Source organism: Bacillus sp. FSL M8-0049 (assembly GCF_038593355.1).
In the GTDB taxonomy this organism is placed as follows: domain Bacteria; phylum Bacillota; class Bacilli; order Bacillales; family Bacillaceae; genus Bacillus; species Bacillus safensis.
Genome location: NZ_CP151986.1, coordinates 2,286,806 through 2,308,367, shown reverse-complemented (window position 1 = coordinate 2,308,367; position 21,562 = coordinate 2,286,806). Strand labels below are relative to the sequence as shown.

General features: G+C 42.0%; 21 protein-coding genes. 18 read left to right on the top strand and 3 right to left on the bottom strand.

Annotation, left to right across the window (positions count from 1 at the left end):
* Positions 1-89: 89 nt before the first annotated feature.
* From NSU13_RS11865 to NSU13_RS11855, 3 genes are all read left to right on the top strand, one after another.
* On the top strand, positions 90-719 hold the full coding sequence (locus NSU13_RS11865) for a helix-hairpin-helix domain-containing protein (protein ID WP_046311827.1): 630 nt from the start codon (positions 90-92) through the stop codon (positions 717-719).
* Positions 720-784: 65 nt separating this feature from the next.
* Positions 785-1,354, top strand: coding sequence for a ComE operon protein 2 (locus tag NSU13_RS11860; RefSeq protein WP_335370828.1), 570 nt, complete (start codon positions 785-787; stop codon positions 1,352-1,354).
* Positions 1,347-3,674 carry a DNA internalization-related competence protein ComEC/Rec2 gene (locus tag NSU13_RS11855; RefSeq protein WP_335370830.1) on the top strand — a complete coding sequence of 776 codons (2,328 nt, stop codon included), beginning with the start codon at positions 1,347-1,349 and terminating at the stop codon, positions 3,672-3,674. The genes NSU13_RS11860 and NSU13_RS11855 overlap by 8 nt, the downstream gene beginning before the upstream one ends.
* 39 nt (positions 3,675-3,713) lie before the next feature.
* On the opposite strand, the gene NSU13_RS11850 is transcribed toward NSU13_RS11855, so the two are convergent.
* Positions 3,714-3,848, bottom strand: a complete 135-nt coding sequence (locus tag NSU13_RS11850; RefSeq protein WP_012010638.1) for a YqzM family protein — start codon at positions 3,846-3,848, stop codon at positions 3,714-3,716.
* A 236-nt stretch (positions 3,849-4,084) separates the two neighbouring features.
* Here NSU13_RS11850 and holA point away from each other — a divergent pair, with 236 nt between their 5' ends.
* The gene (gene holA / locus NSU13_RS11845) at positions 4,085-5,104 is read left to right on the top strand and encodes a DNA polymerase III subunit delta (RefSeq protein ID WP_034280095.1); all 1,020 of its coding nucleotides are present in this window, start codon (positions 4,085-4,087) and stop codon (positions 5,102-5,104) included.
* 134 nt (positions 5,105-5,238) lie between these two features.
* Here the strand turns inward: holA and rpsT are convergent, their stop codons facing one another.
* On the bottom strand, positions 5,239-5,505 hold the full coding sequence (gene rpsT, locus NSU13_RS11840; protein WP_024423042.1) for a 30S ribosomal protein S20: 267 nt from the start codon (positions 5,503-5,505) through the stop codon (positions 5,239-5,241).
* A 198-nt stretch (positions 5,506-5,703) separates the two neighbouring features.
* Here rpsT and gpr point away from each other — a divergent pair, with 198 nt between their 5' ends.
* The 12 genes from gpr (at position 5,704) to mtaB (ending at position 19,680) form a co-directional block, all read left to right on the top strand.
* On the top strand, positions 5,704-6,819 hold the full coding sequence (gene gpr, locus NSU13_RS11835; protein ID WP_327826103.1) for a GPR endopeptidase: 1,116 nt from the start codon (positions 5,704-5,706) through the stop codon (positions 6,817-6,819).
* Between the two features lie 66 nt (positions 6,820-6,885).
* Complete coding sequence (locus NSU13_RS11830) at positions 6,886-8,094, top strand: stage II sporulation protein P (RefSeq protein ID WP_120208229.1); 1,209 nt, start codon at positions 6,886-6,888, stop codon at positions 8,092-8,094.
* A 13-nt stretch (positions 8,095-8,107) separates the two neighbouring features.
* Positions 8,108-8,440, top strand: a complete 333-nt coding sequence (locus tag NSU13_RS11825; RefSeq protein WP_024423039.1) for a YqxA family protein — start codon at positions 8,108-8,110, stop codon at positions 8,438-8,440.
* A gap of 141 nt (positions 8,441-8,581) precedes the next feature.
* Complete coding sequence (gene lepA, locus NSU13_RS11820; RefSeq protein ID WP_024423038.1) at positions 8,582-10,420, top strand: translation elongation factor 4; 1,839 nt, start codon at positions 8,582-8,584, stop codon at positions 10,418-10,420.
* A 114-nt stretch (positions 10,421-10,534) separates the two neighbouring features.
* Positions 10,535-11,674, top strand: coding sequence for a radical SAM family heme chaperone HemW (gene hemW, locus NSU13_RS11815; RefSeq protein ID WP_264315973.1), 1,140 nt, complete (start codon positions 10,535-10,537; stop codon positions 11,672-11,674).
* A gap of 81 nt (positions 11,675-11,755) precedes the next feature.
* Positions 11,756-12,787: a heat-inducible transcriptional repressor HrcA gene (gene hrcA / locus NSU13_RS11810; protein WP_003217350.1), complete on the top strand. Its 1,032-nt coding sequence runs from the start codon at positions 11,756-11,758 to the stop codon at positions 12,785-12,787.
* A 63-nt stretch (positions 12,788-12,850) separates the two neighbouring features.
* Positions 12,851-13,408: a nucleotide exchange factor GrpE gene (grpE, locus tag NSU13_RS11805; RefSeq protein ID WP_024423035.1), complete on the top strand. Its 558-nt coding sequence runs from the start codon at positions 12,851-12,853 to the stop codon at positions 13,406-13,408.
* Positions 13,409-13,432: 24 nt separating this feature from the next.
* Complete coding sequence (gene dnaK, locus NSU13_RS11800) at positions 13,433-15,271, top strand: molecular chaperone DnaK (protein ID WP_041086261.1); 1,839 nt, start codon at positions 13,433-13,435, stop codon at positions 15,269-15,271.
* 165 nt (positions 15,272-15,436) lie between these two features.
* Positions 15,437-16,570 (top strand): molecular chaperone DnaJ, encoded by a 1,134-nt coding sequence (gene dnaJ / locus NSU13_RS11795; RefSeq protein ID WP_144496228.1) that lies wholly within the window; start codon positions 15,437-15,439, stop codon positions 16,568-16,570.
* Between the two features lie 22 nt (positions 16,571-16,592).
* Positions 16,593-17,528 (top strand): 50S ribosomal protein L11 methyltransferase, encoded by a 936-nt coding sequence (gene prmA / locus NSU13_RS11790; RefSeq protein WP_046311816.1) that lies wholly within the window; start codon positions 16,593-16,595, stop codon positions 17,526-17,528.
* A 23-nt stretch (positions 17,529-17,551) separates the two neighbouring features.
* Entirely contained in the window at positions 17,552-18,322 is a 771-nt protein-coding gene (locus NSU13_RS11785) for a 16S rRNA (uracil(1498)-N(3))-methyltransferase (protein ID WP_335370829.1), read from the top strand.
* Positions 18,322-19,680: a tRNA (N(6)-L-threonylcarbamoyladenosine(37)-C(2))-methylthiotransferase MtaB gene (gene mtaB / locus NSU13_RS11780; protein WP_024423030.1), complete on the top strand. Its 1,359-nt coding sequence runs from the start codon at positions 18,322-18,324 to the stop codon at positions 19,678-19,680. Before NSU13_RS11785 ends, mtaB begins: the two co-directional genes overlap by 1 nt.
* Positions 19,681-19,721: 41 nt before the next feature.
* On the opposite strand, the gene NSU13_RS11775 is transcribed toward mtaB, so the two are convergent.
* Positions 19,722-20,651, bottom strand: a complete 930-nt coding sequence (locus NSU13_RS11775; protein ID WP_214755524.1) for a Na/Pi symporter — start codon at positions 20,649-20,651, stop codon at positions 19,722-19,724.
* Between the two features lie 182 nt (positions 20,652-20,833).
* On the opposite strand from NSU13_RS11775, the gene rpsU reads away from it, so the two are divergent.
* Both rpsU and NSU13_RS11765 read left to right on the top strand, forming a co-directional pair.
* Complete coding sequence (rpsU, locus tag NSU13_RS11770; protein WP_003152957.1) at positions 20,834-21,007, top strand: 30S ribosomal protein S21; 174 nt, start codon at positions 20,834-20,836, stop codon at positions 21,005-21,007.
* 14 nt (positions 21,008-21,021) lie between these two features.
* Complete coding sequence (locus NSU13_RS11765; RefSeq protein ID WP_034280115.1) at positions 21,022-21,471, top strand: GatB/YqeY domain-containing protein; 450 nt, start codon at positions 21,022-21,024, stop codon at positions 21,469-21,471.
* Positions 21,472-21,562 lie beyond the last annotated feature (91 nt).

Sequence of the window (21,562 nt, the reverse complement as noted above, 5' to 3'; positions counted from 1 at the left end):
CGTTCTCCCTCCTTAGACGCATTGGATCTGTTATCTTCTAAACAGTATGTTGAGCAGTAGAAAAATATGATTGAAAGAAGCGTGAGTAAGTGAAACGACTCATTTCATTAAAAAAATACAGTCTTTATATCGCCGCTGGACTCATAGTCGTGATCATCTTCAGTTTCTTCTTTTTCACTGGAAAAGGAGAGGGCAACAGAGAGCCAAGTGTATTGAAGGAAAATAAAGACATACAAGTCACATTAGAAGACAAACAAGAAAAGACAGAAAAAGAGCCATCGACGATTTTTGTAGAGGTCAAAGGAGCTGTAAGGAAGCCAGGTGTTTATACGTTTCAATCTGATGCTCGGGTAGAGGAAGCGATTCAAAGGGCAGGAGGCTTTACCAGCAAAGCAGACTCGATTGAAATCAACCAAGCAGCTAAATTAGAGGATAGTATGATGATTTATGTTCGGAAGCAGGGGGAAGCGGAAAGAGAGGCGCAAACAGCATCAGCTGACGCATCAACGGGCGTTGAAAAGAGTGAAGGTGTGAATGTCAATCAGGCCGATGCAGCCGAATTGCAAACCATTAACGGCATAGGACCAGCTAAAGCCGAAGCTATCATTATGTATAGAGAGGAACACGGAGAATTTCAACAAATTGAAGACTTGCGGAACATTTCAGGTTTTGGGGAAAAGACGATTGAACGGCTGAAAAGTCAATTGACCGTGAAGTAGAATTGACGGTAGAGAAGAAAGGCATGTACACTTAATATCAACCATCATTCTGGAGGGATCAGCTCGTGGAAAGAATTTCATGGAATCAATATTTTATGGCACAAAGCCATTTGCTTGCTTTACGAAGCACCTGTGAGCGGTTAGCTGTTGGGGCGACCATCGTAAGGGACAAGCGCATCATTGCAGGGGGGTATAATGGCTCCATTGCCGGTGATGTTCATTGTGCGGATGTAGGGTGCTATGTCATTGATCATCACTGTGTTCGCACCATCCATGCGGAAATGAATGCTATTTTACAATGTGCCAAATTTGGTGCACCTACAGCTGATGCTGAAATATATGTCACACATTTTCCTTGTTTACAGTGCTGTAAAGCCATCATTCAAGCGGGCATACGAACAGTGTACTATGCAAAGGATTATAAAAATCATCCATATGCGATTGATTTATTCGAGCAGGCGGGTGTTCAAACAGAGCAAGTTGAATTAGATGAAATGATCATCGACTTAAAAAATCAAGAAAAATTGGCCTTTGTTGCAGATTTAATTGGGAAGCTGAGTGAATCAGGACTTAGCGAAACAGAAATTCGCGATATGCATAAGAAGGCGAATCAATTATTTACTTCCTATGTTTAAATATTTGCCGTTTGGGGCAATTTCAGCAGCTGTTGGAATTGCTCTGGCTGCATATCATCTTCATATGTATTTCCTTCTCTTTCTTCTCATCATATTACTTCTCAGCCTACTGAAAAAAATGCCTCAGCTCTTTTTAATGGTCAGCCTATGCGGTGCTGTCTATATACTCATTTTTATGATTCATGAGTCTCTTGAAACGGATCAACCCGTACTAGAAAAATTCCTATCTGGTTCCGTTGTGATTGGAAGTATTCCGAAAACAGATGGCAATCGTTTTTCAGCGACTGTTTCAACAGACCATGAACAACTAGCCACTTTTTATACAATTCAAACAGAGCGTGAAAAAGAGGCATTAAAAGAGGTAGAACCTGGTATGAGCTGTCGCATGACAGGTGATGTTCGTCCAGCAGAGCACGCAACCATTCCTAACGGGTTTCAATACGATCAATTTTTAAAATCAAAAGGCATTGACGCCATTTTTCTGCCACAGTCGATCAAAAACTGTACAAAAAAAGACGGGTCTTCCTATTTTCTTCAAGTGATAAGGCAAAAAGGTTTGAAATTTTTAGAAGATCATGTGCCTAAACACTCTGTTGGCATTGTACAGGCACTTATTTTTGGCGATCGTGAGTTGATAGAACCTGACACATTAAGAGATTATCAAATGCTCGGCATTATTCATTTACTAGCAATCTCAGGACTGCATGTGCAAACGCTTCTTGCATGTTTATTTTGGTGTCTCCTTCGTGCGGGCGTGACAAGAGAGACAGCACGTATTCTTCTCTTATGTTTTCTTCCTATTTATGCTTGTTTGACAGGTGCTGCACCATCTGTTTTAAGAGCTTGCCTCATGGCAGGAATCTATTTAGTGATGACTAGTCTGCCAAAAGAAATGAAACAGCCTTCTGCTGTGGTATTAAGTGCAACATTTTTACTCTTATTAGCGATTCATCCTCTTTATTTATTTGATATCGGATTTCAGCTTTCATTCGCGGTCACGTTTTTTATTTTGTTATCGACTAGGATTTTATCAAAAGCAAAAAGTTCAGTCATGCAATTATTCCTGATTTCCTTTATTGCACAGCTTGCTTCACTTCCTGTTCTTTTATATCATTTTCATCAATTCTCTTTACTGAGTGTACCTTTGAACATGATATTTGTTCCTTTTTATACGACGGTCGTTATGCCGCTGTCCTTACTCTTTTTTATTCTCACTATGATTTATCTTCCGCTTGGACAAACATTGTTTCAGCTGCTTGATTCGGTGATTCAGCTTAGTCATCAATTGTCAGCCAATATGGCTGTTTTTGATGAATTCAACTTGATTTTTATGAAGTCTGCTTGGTGGCATATTCTGCTTGAGGTGAGCGCCTTAATTGTTCTGTTATTTGTGATGGAGAGCAAAACTTCTGTGAAATCCTATGCACTGCCGATCCTTTTTCTTATTGGTGTCTTGAGTGCACACTATTTCACCCCGAATTTTCTCGAAAAAGGGGAAGTGACAATGCTGGATGTAGGACAGGGGGATAGTTTGTTTATTCAGCTGCCCTATCGAAAGGGGCACCTGCTTGTGGATACAGGAGGCAGACTTTCTTTTGAAGAAGAACCGTGGAAAAAAAGACGTAAGGTGTCTACGATCGGTGATCAAACACTGATCCCGTTTCTGCATTCTAAAGGGATAGCAAAACTTGATGTTCTTATTCTCACACATGCGGATCAAGACCATATGGGAGAAGCAGCTCGTTTAATCAAGCGAAATAAAGTAAAGCGGCTGGCTATTCCAAAAGGCTTTGCACGGAGTCCAGAGGATGCGGAGCTGTTAAAAGAAGCAGCTGATCAAGGGATCATGATTGATGAATTAGAGAGAGGAGATCAGCTTCAGATTGGAGAGCAAATATTTCAGGTCCTTCATCCATCGCGTGATCGGGTTACAACTAAGAATAATGATTCACTCGTTTTGACATTTACTCTAGGCGGGAAGCGGTTTCTGCTCACTGGAGATCTTGAACAAGAAGGGGAACGAGACATGATAGAAGCCTTTCCTCATCTGCGGGCAGATATCTTAAAGGTTGGACATCACGGGAGTAAAGGGTCAACAAGCGAAGAATGGCTTCAGCATCTCAAGCCCTCACATGCACTCATTTCAGCAGGTGAACGCAATCGTTATCAGCATCCACATCAGGAAGTTTTGAAAAAATTAAAGGACCAGCAAATGAAGGTGTATCGTACAGATACCGACGGGAGCGTGACGTATGAATTTCTCGATGAGGAAGGAACGTTTTACACACACCCTCCATATGATATCTTACAAACTCAATAAAAAAACTGCCAAAACGGCAGTCATGTAACCTTCATGAAGTTAAGATCCAACGAGGTGTATAATGGTTGCCAAAATAAACATTGAGGCGAAAAATCCGAATGTGACGATAAAACCAACAGCTGAGTCGGTCACATCATTCCGCTTGCTTTGAACATTTTTTTCAAATTCATTCATTTTCATCCCTCCTGGCTAATTTTAGTATACTTGAACTCATTTGGAATTGCTAGAAGGTAAAGTAACCGTTTTCCATTTTATGATCATTTTATGAATATCGTCTGACAGCAGGCTGACCCGGGAGCTTGCGCCGGACGTTTACTATAAATGAGGAGGCGGCACTTTCAGCTTCCTCTTTACTAATGTCTTCACACACTTTAGGATAGAGGAGGAAGTGAAAGAGAGGGATTCAATTGATGGTCTTTGATGTATGGAACAATTTAAAACGAGGGGATATCCATCCCGTTTATTGCTTATATGGGAAAGAAACATATTTACTGCAAGAAACCGCTGCTAAATTGAGACAAGCTGTAGTAGAGGAAGAAACGAAGGATTTTAATTACTCCGTCTTCGATATGGAAGAAGTGCCGCTTGAACAGGCTGTGACGGATGCAGAAACATTTCCGTTTATGGGAGAAAGACGTCTCGTCGTGATCAAGAATCCTTATTTTCTTACTGCTGAAAAGAAAAAGGAAAAGATTGAGCATGAGCTTTCTGTATTAGAAGCTTATTTAGAAAAGCCAGCGCCCTATACCATTCTCGTGTTATTGGCACCATATGAAAAGCTGGATGAGCGTAAGAAAATCACCAAATTGCTAAAAAAGAAAGCTGCTGTCGTTGAGGCGAAAGAGTTAAACCCAAAAGAAACAACTGATTTCACCATCACACTGGTGAAGACAGAAGGAAAGACGATTACATCCGAAGCGGCTGAGCAGCTTGTGATGCTATGCGGCGGAAGTCTCTCCTCTCTATTCCAAGAGGTTCGGAAGCTAAGTACATATATTGGAGAGCGGGAGGAAATTGAGTTAGCAGATGTCAATCAGCTCGTTGCAAGAAGCTTAGAGCAAAATATTTTCGAGCTGATTAATCAAATCGTAAACAGACGCCGGTCTGAGGCCATGCAGATGTTTTATGACCTGCTGAAGCAAAATGAGGAACCCATTAAAATATTAGCACTCATTTCAACTCAATTTCGATTGATTTTGCAGACGAAGTACTTCGCTCAGCAAGGCTATGGACAAAAACAAATTGCTTCAAATCTAAAAGTCCATCCGTTTCGGGTCAAACTTGCGATGGATCAGGCAAGACTGTTTTCAGAAGAAGAGCTCAAGCAGATCGTCAAAGAGCTTTCAACGATTGATTATGAAATGAAAACCGGTAAAAAGGACAAGCAGCTGCTGTTAGAATTGTTCCTGCTTCGTTTGTTAGGCGCTTGAACATAAAAAAACGACCTTCTAAAAAGAGGGTCGTTTTTGTTTAGATGTATAATTGCCAGTCTGTCCTTAAGGCTCGGCCGGTCAGGACGGACGTACAGTTAAACAGGTGCCTCATCACTGAGGCGTTGCAAGCATTATGCAGAAAGTCCGTTTACTTGTTTAGCAAGTCTTGATTTGTAACGCGCAGCTGCGTTTTTGTGTACAAGACCAGTTTTAACGGCTTTGTCAATGCGTTTTGCAGCAGAAGCAAGAGCAGCTTTTGCTTGCTCAGCATCGTTGTTAGCTACAGAAACTTCAACTTGTTTAATCGCAGTACGCATCGCAGACTTGATTGTTACGTTATGTGCACGGCGTTCGTTATTCGTTTTTGTACGTTTGATCGCTGATTTAATATTTGGCATGTGTTTCACCTCCTAAGATACAACCTAAACACAATTGTCTTAAGGTTAAATCTTCACAATAGAACAAATTGTATTCTATCAAACACACCTTTAGAATGCAATATAAATGTAAAGTATTTTTCATTGATGACGTACTCGAATGTTTCTTTCAAGAGATGGAAAGACTACTGTTAATTACTTGGTGGAAGGAGTCTTTTTATGGAGAAACAGAAACTCGATTTAAGCGTTTATCAAATCCGGACAGACCTCGCTGTTGAAACAAAAGAGATACTAGAACAAGAGAACAATCCGAATGTCGTCAAAAAGGACGGGATCCAAGGGATTGTCGAAAAGGAAAAAGAAGAGCAGGGCATCCGCATACGTACTGTGGAAATCACGAAAGAAGGGGAGGAGCTGACCGGCAAAAAGGCAGGGACATACTTGACGTTTGAGGCACAAGGCATTCGGGAGAAAGACTCTGAGATGCAAGAAAAAGTCGTCGAAGTCTTTGCACGTCATTTTGCTCAGTTTTTAAAAGACCGAGGCATTCAGGCTGATGCGAGCTGCCTTGTAGTAGGGCTGGGAAACTGGAATGTCACGCCAGATGCACTAGGTCCTCTCACAGTTGAAAACCTGCTTGTAACCCGCCATCTCTTTGAATTACAGCCGGAAAATGTTCAGGAAGGCTATCGCCCGGTTTCTTCTTTGTCACCTGGTGTGATGGGACTGACCGGTATTGAAACAAGTGACATTATCCAAGGTGTGATTGAGCGGTCTAAGCCTGATTTTGTCATCGCGGTCGATGCCCTTGCTGCTCGTGCGGTGGAACGAGTGAATACAACCATTCAAATTTCTGATACAGGTATCCATCCCGGTTCTGGTGTAGGGAATAAGCGAAAAGAATTAAGCAAAGAAACATTGGGAATTCCAGTGATTGCGATTGGCGTTCCGACAGTGGTGGATGCAGTAACCATTGCAAGTGACACAATTGATTATGTCTTAAAGCATTTTGGTAGAGAACTAAAAGATGATAGACCATCCCGCTCTCTTGTGCCAGCTGGTTTGACATTCGGGAAGAAAAAAGTGCTTAAAGAAGAGGACTTGCCAGATGAAGAAACGCGTCAATCATTCTTAGGCATCGTAGGAACCCTTCCTGAAGAAGAGAAAAGGCAGCTGATTCACGAAGTGCTTGCGCCCCTGGGGCAAAATTTAATGGTCACGCCTAAGGAAGTCGATACATTCATTGATGATATGGCAAACGTACTTGCCAACGGATTAAACACAGCGCTTCATCAAAAAATCACTCAAGATAATATGGGTTCATATAATCATTAATCGGTTCTACTTTCTCTAGCTCGCTCATAGTGTAATTACTAGAAAGCGTGCTGGAGGGAGTAAATCATGAAAAAAAGACCCCGCCGTCCTCGACAGTTGGTCGTTGCGATTAATGGAACGAAAGTAGTAAAAAGCATCTTCTTATTTATTGCCTCTCTTGTTGTGGTGTTTGTGATGACAGGGGCTTTGACCTCTTTAAAACCCGAGCTGAGGCCGCAAGCCTCGTTATATGGTGTAGCAGATGAGCTCTCTGGCGCATTTTTTGCCACATTAATGGGCATGGAAAACCAATATTTCGCCTCAGCAGTTCCAGAAGCTCAAAAAGGATTTCATTTCTCTGGGCTGTCATTGAAGCTTGCAACCAGTATTAATTTAGAAGACCCACGCAGTTTCCTAGGAAGAGAACTCCCAGGCTTTGAACATTTTGATACAAAAATCATCTTAGCGGGTGAAGGAACAGATTATACCAACATGCCAATGGAATCACCGCCGCCTAGTGAAGTAATCCAAGATGAAAAAGAAGCAAATTTGGCTGAGCTGGACAAGCTCGATGATGATACGCCGAAAAAGCCTGCCAAAGAACCTGACCGGTCAACAGGAAAACGAAAAGCTGTGTACATTTATCACACACATAATACGGAATCATATTTACCATTTTTAAAAGGAGAAACGAATCCAAATAATGCACGGCACTCAAAAGTGAATGTCACCCTTGTCGGCGACATGTTTGGAAAGGCGCTTGATCAGCAAGGAATCGGCAATACAGTCGACAAAACGGAAATTGAAAAAAGACTGTTAAAAAAAGGATTGAAGTATCCGCAGTCTTATAATGAATCAAGATTGGTCGTGAAAGAAGCCTTAGCGAAAAATGATGACCTCGATTATTTAATTGATATTCACCGGGACTCAAGAAGAAAGAAAGATACGACTGTCGAAATCAAAGGGAAAAAATATGCGAGAATTGCGTTTGTTGTTGGGAAGAAGAATCAAAGCTATGAGAAAAACTTAAAGCTTGCGACAGAGTTCCACCATTTGATGGAGAAAAAATATAAAGGTCTTAGTGTCGGTGTGTTTGCCAAAGGAGAAATTGGCGATAATGGAATCTATAATCAAGATTTATCCGACAAAGCCCTTCTTTTAGAATTTGGTGGAGTGGATAATAATATGGAAGAATTGAGAAATGCATCCAATGCGGCAGCTGATGTATTCAGCGACATTTTCTGGGACGCGGAAAAGGTTGACGGCAAAGCAAAGGATGAGAAAAAACGCTCTTAAGGTGGTGACGGATATGGGCTCATTTATTGGAAAAACCATTATTTTAGGATTGGTCTTGCTGTTTGGTGTCTTTTTAGGAATGCAGCAAGCGAATAATGGCATGCTGCAAATGAAGGGCTACCATGATCCGCAATTAAAAGGAGCTTTCTCCATTCAAATGAACGACAATGAAGAGAAGGAAGCTTCTATCTTAGGAACGGCTGTTACAGAAAAGGATCTTGCCGAAAAACAAAAACAGCTGGAGGAAATAGAGGGCTTTAATGCCTTTTCCAAGGCAGGAAAAGCCCTGTCTGATGGCATGACACATGCAGCCCGTTCTCTTTATGATTGGGTGAATGGGAAATAAACGAATTTCATGAGATATCACCCTTTTGATCAAAGCCGCTGACCAATAAGCGGCTTTTCTTGATTTCGATTGAATCTTTACAGCCCTATTGATATAATCTAACCTAGCGCAACCCGCGTTTTATAGTAGGAGTGATAGATTGTGACAGATAAAGAAAAACGATTAGAGCGGCAATCAAGAATTCGAAATTTCTCCATTATCGCCCATATTGACCATGGGAAATCCACATTGGCGGACCGTATTTTGGAAAAAACAGCGGCGATTACGCAGCGAGAAATGAAAGAACAATTGCTTGATTCCATGGATTTAGAGCGTGAACGCGGCATAACGATTAAATTAAACTCTGTCCAGCTGAAGTATAAGGCGAAGGATGGAGAAGAATATATCATGCACCTGATTGATACACCAGGGCATGTCGACTTCACCTATGAGGTATCTCGAAGCCTAGCTGCCTGTGAGGGTGCGATTCTCGTAGTAGATGCAGCACAAGGAATTGAAGCACAGACACTTGCGAACGTTTATTTAGCTCTTGATAACAACTTAGAAATTCTTCCGATTATCAACAAAATCGATCTGCCAAGTGCAGAGCCTGAGCGTGTAAGAGAAGAAATTGAAGATGTCATCGGGTTGGATGCGTCTGAAGCTGTTCTCACCTCTGCTAAGGCGGGTATTGGAATCGAGGATATTTTAGAACAAATCGTTGAAAAGGTGCCGGCTCCCGCTGGAGATCCAGAAGCACCACTTCAAGCCCTTATTTTTGATTCTCTTTACGATGCGTATCGCGGCGTTATTGCGTACATACGAATTGTCGAAGGAACCGTCAGACCTGGTCAGAAAATTAAAATGATGGCGACGGGGAAAGAATTTGAAGTACTTGAAGTCGGCGTTTTCACACCAAAAGCCATGCCAACAGACGAACTCACCGTTGGAGATGTTGGCTACTTAACCGCTGCAATTAAAAATGTCGGTGATACACGTGTAGGGGATACGATCACAAGCGCGGAGAACCCTGCGAAAGAAGCACTTCCAGGATACAGAAAGCTAAACCCAATGGTATACTGCGGACTTTATCCGATTGATACAGCGAAATACAACGATTTACGAGAAGCGTTAGAAAAGCTTGAATTAAATGATTCTTCACTTCAATATGAGGCAGAGACATCCCAAGCACTTGGCTTCGGTTTCCGCTGCGGCTTCCTTGGAATGCTTCATATGGAAATCATCCAAGAACGGATTGAACGTGAATTTAAAATTGATCTGATTACGACAGCGCCAAGTGTTATTTATGATGTATATATGACAGATGGAGAAAAAATCGTCGTAGATAACCCATCCAATCTGCCTGATCCGCAAAAGATTGAGCGAATTGAAGAACCGTATGTAAAAGCCACAATGATGGTGCCGAATGACTATGTAGGCTCTGTGATGGAGCTTTGCCAAGGAAAGCGCGGGAATTTCATTGATATGCAGTATCTTGATGCGAACCGCGTGAGCATTGTGTACGAAATTCCTTTGGCAGAGATCGTATACGAATTCTTTGATCAGCTAAAGTCCAACACAAAAGGCTATGCGTCCTTTGATTATGAGCTGATTGGCTATCGTCCTTCGACGCTGGTGAAGATGGATATCATGCTGAATGGCGAAAAAATCGATGCCCTTTCCTTTATTGTTCACCGCGATTATGCATATGAACGAGGCAAGATCATCGTAGAAAAGCTAAAAGAATTGATTCCACGCCAGCACTTTGAAGTACCGGTTCAAGCAGCAATCGGTCAAAAAATCGTTGCTCGTTCCACCATTAAAGCGATGCGTAAAAACGTACTTGCTAAATGTTATGGTGGAGACATTTCCCGGAAAAGAAAGCTTCTTGAGAAGCAAAAAGAAGGGAAAAAGCGCATGAAGCAAGTGGGCTCTGTTGAAGTCCCGCAAGAAGCATTTATGGCCGTGCTGAAGATGGACGACAGCACACCAAAAAAATAACATCCTCAAGGCTGCCTGCTTTACAATGTCTGCCTTGACGTTTATAGTCGATAACAAACAAAGACGCCGCAGCGATAAACTGCGGCTCTTTACCTGTAAAGAAGGTGTCAACAAATGAAAGCAGCATACATTCACATTCCATTTTGTGAGCATATTTGCCACTATTGTGATTTCAATAAATTTTTCATCAAAACGCAGCCAGTCGACGAATACTTAGCGGCTCTTGAGAAAGAGATGCAGCACACGATCGAGCAAAAAGGCGAGCAGGAACTAAAGACAATTTTTATTGGCGGGGGAACCCCGACATCACTGACTGTCAGCCAGCTAGACCAGCTCATGAACAGCATTCACAGCGTATTAAAGCCGACAAAAAACCTGATTGAATTTGCAGTAGAAGCAAACCCAGATGAATTATCGCTTGAGAAACTGCATGTGCTTAAAGCAGCCGGCGTGAATCGGCTGAGCTTTGGCGTTCAAACTTTTGAAGACGATTTGCTCAAGAAAATTGGACGAGTTCATCAAAAGAAGGATGTCCTTACATCCTTTGAGCGAGCTAGAGCGGTTGGATTTGACAATATTAGCCTTGATCTCATGTTTGGCTTGCCGCATCAAGAAAAGCATCATGTGATGAATTCACTTGAGACGGCTTTCTCGCTGGGGGCAGAGCATTATTCGGTTTACTCACTCATCGTCGAGCCGAAAACCGTTTTTTACAACTTAATGCAAAAAGGAAAACTTCATTTACCGCCGCAAGAACGTGAGGCTGAAATGTATGAGCTTGTGATGGATGAAATGGAGCGCCATGGATTAAAGCAGTACGAAATTAGCAATTACGCCAAACCTGGCTTTGAAAGCCAGCATAACCTGACCTATTGGAGCAATGAAGATTACTTTGGTTTTGGTGCAGGCGCACACGGGTATGTAGATGGCATCCGAAATGTGAACGCAGGGCCGGTGAAACATTATTTGGAGCTGATTGACCAAACAGGGTTCCCGTATAAGGAAACACATCAGGTCACAAAAGCAGAGCAAATAGAAGAAGAAATGTTTTTAGGTCTTCGAAAAATCGAAGGGGTGAAAAGCGCTGATTTCCAAGCAAAATATGGTGCTGCACCAGAAGCACTTTTTTCCACTGTTCTTGAAGATTTAGAAGAAAAAGGCCTCATTGTAAAAGATGACATGGGGATACGTTTAACAAGAAAAGGAAAATTGTTAGGCAATGAAGTATTTCAAGCGTTTCTCGGTGAGTTATAATTGACATTTTAATTTGAGTTTGGTAATTTTGTTTATACAATTAGCACTCGTTGAAAGAGAGTGCTAACAGGGGTGATGATGATGTTAACAAATCGTCAGCTTTTGATTCTGCAAGTCATCATTAATGACTTTATTCGTTCGGCGCAGCCAGTTGGATCAAGGACTCTTTCTAAAAAAGAAGACATTACATTCAGCTCTGCGACGATTAGAAACGAAATGGCTGATTTGGAGGAACTTGGTTTTATTGAAAAGACCCATTCTTCATCAGGAAGAATTCCTTCCGAAAAAGGATATCGTTATTATGTAGATCATTTGCTCTCTCCGCGAAAACTGTCGTCTAAAGAGCTTGTGCTCATCCAGTCGGCCTTTCAGGAGAAAATTTTTGAGCTGGAAAAGACAGTTCAAAAATCGGCGGAAATTTTATCAGATCTCACAAACTATACATCGATTGTGCTTGGTCCAAAGCTAAGTGAAAATCGATTAAAGCAAATTCAGCTTGTCCCTGTTCAGCCAAACAAAGCAGTGGCGATCATGATTACAGACAGCGGACATGTTGAAAACAAAACCATTACCTTCTCTGAGCATCTCGATGTCTCCGATATTGAGAAGCTGATGAATATTTTAAACAGCCGCCTAGCCGGAGTCCCGATGGATCAGCTGAAGGACAGAATGTATAAAGAAGTTGTGATGCTTCTTCGTACGCATTTAAAAGATTATGATCATATTTTAGATGCGCTCGGCAATACATTTACATCGACTCAAAATGAATCAAAACTTTTCTTTGGCGGGAAGATTAATATGTTGAATCAGCCGGAGTTTCATGACATTGACCGCATCCGCTCACTCATGATGCTTATTGAGCAAAAGAATGATGTCATGCAGCTGTTTCATCCAAATCAGCAAGGAATCACCATTAAAATCGGTTCAGAAAACAATTTGGAAGCGATGGAGAACTGTAGCCTAATCACAGCTACTTATTCGATTGATCAAAAATCACTCGGCTCCATTGCCGTCATTGGTCCAACCCGTATGGATTATGGGCGGGTTGTCAGTCTCTTGCATCATGTATCAAAAGACTTGTCAAACGCACTTTCCAATTTGTATGATGAGTAGGGTGATAAAAGATAGGGGCACAGCCCCTTCGTATTTTTGAATCTTTTGAGGGAGGTGAACACAATGTCAGAAGAAAAACAGACACCTGAGCAAGAAGCAGAGGTTGAAGCACAAGAAGAAGCAGTTCAAGCAGATACTGAGGAAGTAACAAATGATGAACAGTCTGCCTTCCAAGAAAAAATCGATGAATTGCAGCAGCTTCTAGATGAAAAAGAAAACAAAATTCTGCGTGTTCAAGCAGATTTTGAAAACTATAAACGCCGTGCTCGAACTGAAGTGGAGACCGTGCAAAAATATCGTTCTCAACATGTTGTCAGTGATCTTCTCCCAGCTCTTGATAACTTTGAAAGAGCGCTTGGAATTGATCCAGACAATGAGCAGACAAAAAGTTTGTTAGAAGGAATGCAAATGGTTTATCGCCAGCTGGTAGAAGCGTTGAAAAATGAAGGCGTAGAACCAATTGAAGCTGTCGGCAAAGAGTTCGATCCAAACCTTCATCAAGCCGTCATGCAAGTTGAAGATGAAAACTACGATTCAAATATCGTTGTAGAAGAATTGCAAAAGGGCTATAAACTCAAAGACCGAGTTATTCGTCCATCAATGGTAAAAGTAAATCAATAACTACATAATGGGAGGTCATCGAATATGAGTAAAATCATTGGGATTGACTTAGGAACAACAAACTCATGTGTTGCAGTACTTGAAGGCGGCGAGCCAAAAGTCATTGCTAACGCTGAAGGAGCACGTACAACACCATCTGTTGTCGCTTTTAAAAACGGAGAGCGCCAAGTGGGTGAAGTAGCAAAACGTCAATCAATTACAAACCCGAACACGATCATGTCTGTTAAAAGACATATGGGTACTGATTATAAAGTAGAAGTTGAAGGCAAGAACTACACGCCGCAGGAAATCTCTGCGATTATTCTTCAGCATCTTAAATCATACGCTGAAGGCTATCTTGGCGAAGAAGTAACAAAAGCTGTTATCACAGTTCCTGCTTACTTCAACGATGCAGAACGTCAAGCAACGAAAGATGCTGGTAAAATTGCTGGTCTTGAAGTAGAACGTATCATCAACGAACCAACAGCAGCTGCACTTGCATATGGTTTAGATAAAACAGAAGAAGATCAAACGATTCTTGTATACGACCTTGGCGGCGGTACATTTGACGTATCGATCCTTGAGCTTGGAGACGGCGTCTTTGAAGTGCGCTCAACTGCTGGGGACAACCGTCTAGGTGGAGACGATTTTGACCAAGTCATCATTGATCACCTAGTGGCTGAATTCAAAAAAGAAAATGGCATTGATCTTTCTAAAGATAAAATGGCGCTTCAGCGTTTAAAAGATGCTGCTGAAAAAGCGAAAAAAGATCTTTCTGGTGTATCTTCTACACAAATCTCACTGCCATTTATCACAGCTGGAGAAGCAGGACCTCTTCACCTTGAATTAACGTTAACGCGTGCTAAATTCGAAGAGCTTTCTGCAGATCTTGTAGAGCGTACAATGACACCTGTACGTCAATCACTGAAAGATGCTGGTTTATCTGCTAGCGAGATTGATAAAGTCATCCTTGTTGGTGGATCAACTCGTATTCCTGCAGTACAAGAAGCAATCAAAAAAGAAACAGGCAAAGAGCCTCATAAAGGTGTAAACCCTGATGAAGTAGTTGCACTTGGTGCAGCCATCCAAGGTGGAGTGATCACAGGAGATGTCAAAGACGTTGTTCTTCTTGACGTAACACCACTTTCTTTAGGAATTGAAACAATGGGCGGCGTATTCACGAAGCTGATTGAACGCAATACAACAATTCCAACAAGTAAATCTCAAGTATTCTCAACAGCTGCTGACAATCAAACAGCTGTAGATATCCATGTCCTGCAAGGTGAGCGCCCAATGGCTGCAGATAACAAAACATTAGGCCGCTTCCAATTGACTGATATCCCGCCGGCACCACGCGGCGTACCGCAAATCGAAGTATCTTTTGATATCGATAAAAACGGTATTGTCAACGTACGTGCGAAAGATATGGGTACAGGCAAAGAGCAAAACATCACAATCAAATCTTCTTCAGGTCTTTCTGATGATGAGATCGAAAAAATGGTCAAAGAAGCAGAAGAAAATGCTGAAGCAGATGCGAAGAAAAAAGAAGAAATCGAAGTGCGCAACGAAGCAGATCAATTAGTGTTTACAACTGAAAAAACATTAAAAGATCTAGAAGGCAAAATCGATGAAGAGCAAGTGAAAAAAGCAAATGACGCGAAAGATGCGCTAAAAGCTGCGATCGAAAAAGGCGAGTTTGAAGACATCAAAGCGAAAAAAGATGAGCTGCAAACAATCGTTCAAGAATTAACGACAAAGCTCTATGAAGAAGCTGCAAAACAAGCACAAGCTCAGCAAGAAGGCGCTGAAGGTGCTCAAAAAGCAGATGACAATGTAGTGGATGCAGAATACGAAGAAGTAAACGACGATCAAGAGAAAAAATAATCACCTTTACTTTTGAAAAAGACTGCTGAAACGTACTCGTCAGAAAGTCAAAGTCAGGATCTCTTGGCTTTGACTTTTTTTCTTTTCAACGCTGAAAGGAATTGAAAAAGGTTAAATCAAAATGATACAATCGTATTTATGTGAGAAAATCGGGAGTGTGAAGAGATGAGTAAGCGTGATTACTATGAAGTGCTTGGCGTAAGTAAGAGCGCCTCAAAGGACGAAATCAAAAAGGCATACCGCAAGCTTTCAAAAAAGTATCACCCTGATATTAATAAAGAAGCTGGCTCAGATGAGAAATTCAAAGAAGTAAAAGAAGCCTATGAAACCCTTTCTGATGATCAAAAACGTTCGCATTATGACCAGTTCGGTCATGCCGATCCAAACCAAGGCTTTGGCGGCGGCGGTTTTGGCGGAGGAGGAGACTTTGGCGGCTTCGGCGGCTTTGATGACATCTTCTCTAGTATTTTTGGCGGCGGAGCCAGAAGAAGAGATCCAAATGCACCGCGCCAAGGAGCGGACCTGCAATATACAATGACGCTTTCGTTTGAAGAAGCGGCATTTGGAAAAGAAGCAACCATTGAAATCCCTCGTGAAGAATCTTGCGAGACATGTCATGGATCAGGTGCAAAGCCTGGTACGCAGGCAAAAACTTGTTCACATTGCGGCGGTTCTGGTCAGTTAAATGTTGAGCAATCTACTCCGTTTGGTAAAGTGGTCAACCGCAGAGTATGTAACTACTGCAGCGGAACAGGGAAACAAATTGATCATAAATGTTCAACATGCGGCGGATCTGGCAAAGTGCGTAAGCGTAAGAAAATTAACGTGACGATCCCTGCAGGTGTTGATGATGGCCAGCAGCTCAGAGTGTCTGGGCAAGGTGAACCAGGCGTAAATGGAGGACCTCCAGGCGATCTATTTGTTGTATTCCATGTGCGTGCGCATGAATTCTTCGAACGTGATGGAGATGACATTTACTGCGAGATGCCGCTTACCTTTGCGCAGGCTGCATTAGGTGACGAAATTGAAGTGCCGACATTACACGGAAAAGTAAAATTAAAAGTTCCTGCTGGCACTCAAACTGGCACGAAGTTTAGACTCAAAGGAAAAGGTGTGAAAAATGTACGCGGCTACGGCCAAGGCGATCAGCATATCGTTGTACGTGTCGTCACACCGACAAATTTAACAGACAATCAAAAAGATATCATTAGAAAATTTGCTGAAGTGAGCGGAAATAAACCAGACGAACAAGAAATGAGCTTTTTCGATAAGGTAAAACGCGCATTTAAAGGCGAGTAAGACGGATAAGGAGTTGGTAGTATTGAAGTGGTCAGAAATTAGCGTCCATACAACAAATGAAGCGGTGGAACCGATCACCAATATTTTGCATGAAGCAGGTGCAAGTGGTGTCGTGATTGAGGACCCGCTTGATTTAGTCAAGGAACGTGAAAATGTATACGGTGAGATCTACCAGCTCGATCCGAATGACTATCCAGATGAAGGTGTCATTGTGAAAGCCTATCTTCCAATGAACAGCTTTTTGATGGAAACGGTAGATGAGATCAAAGAAGCCATCAACAACCTTCTTCTATACGATATTGACCTTGGGCGCAATACACTGTCAATTTGTGAAGTAAATGAAGAAGAATGGGCAACCGCATGGAAGAAATACTATCATCCTGTGAAAATCTCTGAAAAATTCACCATCGTTCCAACGTGGGAAGAATATACACCAGTTCATTCTGATGAACTGATTATTGAAATGGACCCTGGAATGGCATTTGGAACAGGTACGCATCCAACAACCGTCCTTTGCATTCAGGCGCTTGAGCGCTACGTGAAGGAAAACGATACGGTGATTGATGTTGGAACAGGCTCTGGAATTCTAAGTGTGGCAGCAGCGATGCTTGGTGCAAAGGACATTCAAGCCTTTGATCTCGACACCGTTGCGGTAGAAAGTGCGAAGCAAAACATCGAATTAAATGGTGTAAGTAACCAAGTGACGGTCAAACAAAACAATTTGCTTGATGGAATTTCAGGTGAGCGTGATGTGATTGTCGCCAACATTCTGGCAGAAGTGATTTTGCGCTTTACAGATCAAGCCTATGACCTATTGAAGAAAGATGGCTATTTCATTACATCAGGCATCATTGGACAAAAGAAATTACAGGTCAAAACAGCATTAGAAGAGGCGGGTTTTGACATTGTTGAAGTGCTGTCAATGGAAGATTGGGTCAGCATTATAGCGAAAAAATAAAGCGAGTAGGTGTCAGGACACGTATGCAACGATATTTTATCGACCTCACGAAAGAAGAAGTGACGTTAAAGGGAGCCATCGTTATAAAAGGTGAAGATGTACATCATCTTTCCAATGTCATGCGGATGAAAGCAGGACAGGAAATCCTTTGTTTAACGACAGACGGCTTTGAAGCGCTCAGTAAAATTGATACAATAACAAAGGAAGAAGTAATTTGTCACCTTGAAAGCTGGACAAATCAGGACAGAGAACTTCCGATTAGGGTGACGATTGCAAGCGGTCTTCCAAAAGGAGATAAGCTTGAGCTCATTATCCAAAAAGGCACAGAGCTTGGCGCAAGTGCTTTTATCCCGTTTCAAGCGGCTCGTTCTATTACAAAGCTTGACCAAAAAAAATCCCATAAAAAACGAGAGCGCTGGGAGAAAATCGCGAAAGAAGCAGCCGAGCAGTCCTACCGGAATATCATTCCGCGTGTTTATTCAGTATCAACGTTTAAAGAGCTGACGCAAATAGCTGGTGAATTCGATAAATGTGTCGTTGCATACGAAGAATCATCGAAAGAAGGAGAGCAAAGCCGCTTTCAAACTGTGCTTCAACAGATGAAAGGCGGACAAACCTTGCTAGTGGTTTTTGGCCCTGAAGGCGGTTTGGCAGAAAAGGAGATTGAAGAGCTTGAAACGCTTGGTGCAGTCATTTGCGGGCTTGGACCACGCATTTTAAGAACAGAAACTGCTCCTTTATATGCGCTTTCCGCTATATCTTATCAAACAGAGTTATTAAGAGGTGAATTATGATGGGAACAGTAGCGTTCCATACACTTGGCTGTAAGGTCAACCACTATGAGACAGAGGCGATCTGGCAGCTGTTTAAAGAAGCTGGCTATGAAAGAAAAGAGTATGAATCAAAAGCAGACGTATATGTCATTAATACATGTACGGTCACGAATACAGGCGATAAGAAAAGCCGCCAAGTCATTAGAAGAGCCATTCGCCATAACCCGGATGGTGTCATTTGTGTAACAGGCTGCTATGCGCAAACATCACCAGCAGAAATCATGGCGATTCCTGGTGTTGATATTGTGGTTGGAACACAGGACAGACATAAATTACTAGGCTATATTGAAGAATACCGCAGAGAAAGACAGCCGATCAACGGGGTTGGCAATATCATGAAAGCACGTGTGTTTGAAGAACTTGATGTTCCTGCCTTCACAGACAGAACGCGCGCTTCATTAAAAATCCAAGAAGGCTGTAACAATTTCTGTACATTCTGCATTATTCCTTGGGCGCGCGGCCTTCTTCGTTCTCGTGATCCAGAAGAGGTCATCAACCAAGCGCAGCAGCTTGTTGATGCGGGCTATAAAGAAATTGTGCTGACAGGTATTCACACAGGCGGATACGGAGAAGACTTAAAGGATTATAACTTTGCAAAGCTTCTGAGAGAATTAGATGAACGTGTTATTGGCTTAAAACGAATCCGTATTTCATCTATTGAAGCAAGTCAAATTACAGATGAAGTGATTGAAGTGCTTGATCAGTCAGATAAAATTGTCAGACACTTACACATCCCGCTTCAATCTGGCTCAAATACTGTGCTGAAAAGAATGCGCCGTAAATATACGATGGAATTCTTTGCAGAGCGTTTAACAAAGCTGAAAAAAGCATTGCCGGGACTTGCTGTCACCTCTGATGTAATCGTTGGATTCCCTGGGGAAACAGAAGAAGAGTTCTTGGAAACGTACAATTTTGTCAAAGATCATCAATTCTCTGAGCTGCATGTATTCCCTTACAGCAAACGTACAGGTACCCCGGCTGCAAGAATGGAAGATCAAGTGGATGAGAATGTGAAAAACGAACGTGTCCACCGTTTGATCGCTCTTTCTGACCAGCTTGCGAAAGAGTATGCATCAGCATACGAAGGTGATGTGCTAGAGATTATTCCGGAAGAATCCTTCAAAGAACAAGAAGGAAACCACAATCTTTATGTTGGTTATACCGATAACTACATGAAAGTTGTTTTTGAAGGGACAGAGGACATGATCGGCCGTCTGGTCAAAGTGAAAATTACGAAAGCGGGCTATCCTTATAACGAAGGACAATTCGTTCGCATCAGCGATGATGTGCAGCCAGACAAAGTGAGAATGACCTCATAATAGATAAAAAAACCGGCAGCCAAAAGGGCAAGCCGGTTTTTTTATTTTGACTGATTCGGCATGAGACACAAGATCAATGCGTGAAAAGGGCGAATGAACGGAAAGAAGAGGAGAGAGCTTGCCACATTAAACAGCAGGCTGAAATGCGCAATCTGCTGGGCAGGAGAGCTTGCGAGAAGGGCGACAACCTCTGTGATCAGGGCGAGAAACGGCAGGCATAAAAGAACCCCGAGCACATTAAACACGACGTGTGCATAAGCCGTTTGACGTGCTGCGTAGCCGCCGGATATCGCAGCCATCACAGCCGTAATACATGTCCCAATATTGGACCCCAACACAAAGCTGATGCCTTCCTGAAGTGCCACAGTTCCTTCATTCATAAATCCCATTAAAATACCGATACAGACTGAGCTCGAATGAACAATTGCTGTGAAAATGGTACCCGAAAGCAGCGCTGTCCAGTCTGAATGCTGCATCATTTCAAGAAAACGCAATGTCTCAGGCTGGCTTGTCATCATCCCTGCAATTTTTGAAAAGCCTTGTATGCAAAAAAAGATCATCCCCAGCCCAAATAAACTTTTTCCTGCATGTCTAAAAGATGTCCTGCCAAAAAGAATGCATACAAGACCGGCTATGATCAAAACCCACATGAATACGTCCATTTTAATGGCGATAAATTCTGTCGTAAACGTTGAGCCGATATTGGTTCCAAGAATCATTGGGATCGATTTTTTAAAAGAGAGAATGCCAGTACTGACAAAGCCGATGACGATGACCATAAAAGCAGAACTGCTTTGTAGAACCCCTGTAAACACAATGCTGACCAAGAATGCTTTTAACGGGTGATCTGTAAAGAGAAGAAGTGATTTCTCAATACGAGACGACGCAAGCGCCATTAATCCTTTTCTCAGCAAACCCATTGACCATAAAAAAATGAAAATAAGTGCACAAAAATAAATGATCGCCATCATAGAAAAGTCCTCCTCTTACCAATGAATATATGGACTTGTCTACCTGCTCATGACGAAAATATATTTCCAAATCACTTAGTTGACCTCACACTAGGCTTATATTATAATGTCTAGGTACATGTTTTGCATGTATATCTTTTTTTAATGCAGTCGATTGGTGTATTCGGAGGGAGGGAAAGAGAATGTCAAAAACGGTCGTTAGAAAAAACGAATCGCTTGAAGATGCTCTTCGTCGCTTTAAACGCAGTGTATCCAAAACTGGAACATTGCAAGAAGCAAGAAAGCGTGAATTTTATGAAAAGCCTAGCGTAAAGCGTAAGAAAAAGTCTGAAGCTGCTAGAAAACGTAAATTCTAAAGAGGGTGGATTTTATGAGTCTTCTTGAGCAATTAAATTCTGATATGAAGCTTATGATGAAAAACCGTGAGAAAGACAAGCTTGTTGTCATTCGTATGGTAAAGGCTTCGCTGCAAAATGAAGCAATTAAGCTTAAGAAAGACAGTTTGACCGGCGATGAGGAACTAACCGTCCTTTCCCGCGAGATTAAGCAACGTAAAGACTCCCTCCGTGAATTTTCGAAAGCTAATCGCTTAGATTTAGTAGATAAAGTTCAAAAAGAGATTGACATATTAGACGTTTATTTACCTGAACAGCTTTCTGAAGAAGAACTGCAAACGATCGTGAAAGAAACGGTCGCTGAAACAGGTGCTTCCTCGAAGGCTGACATGGGTAAAGTCATGAGCGCTATTATGCCAAAAGTAAAAGGTAAAGCTGATGGAGCTGTCATTAACAGACTTGTCAGCGAGCAGCTGTCTCAATAAAAAGTATCCTTCTATTGTTAGAAGGATACTTTTTTTATGTCCTTGTGATTCTGTCATATAAAAATGAAACCTATGATACATTTGTAACGTA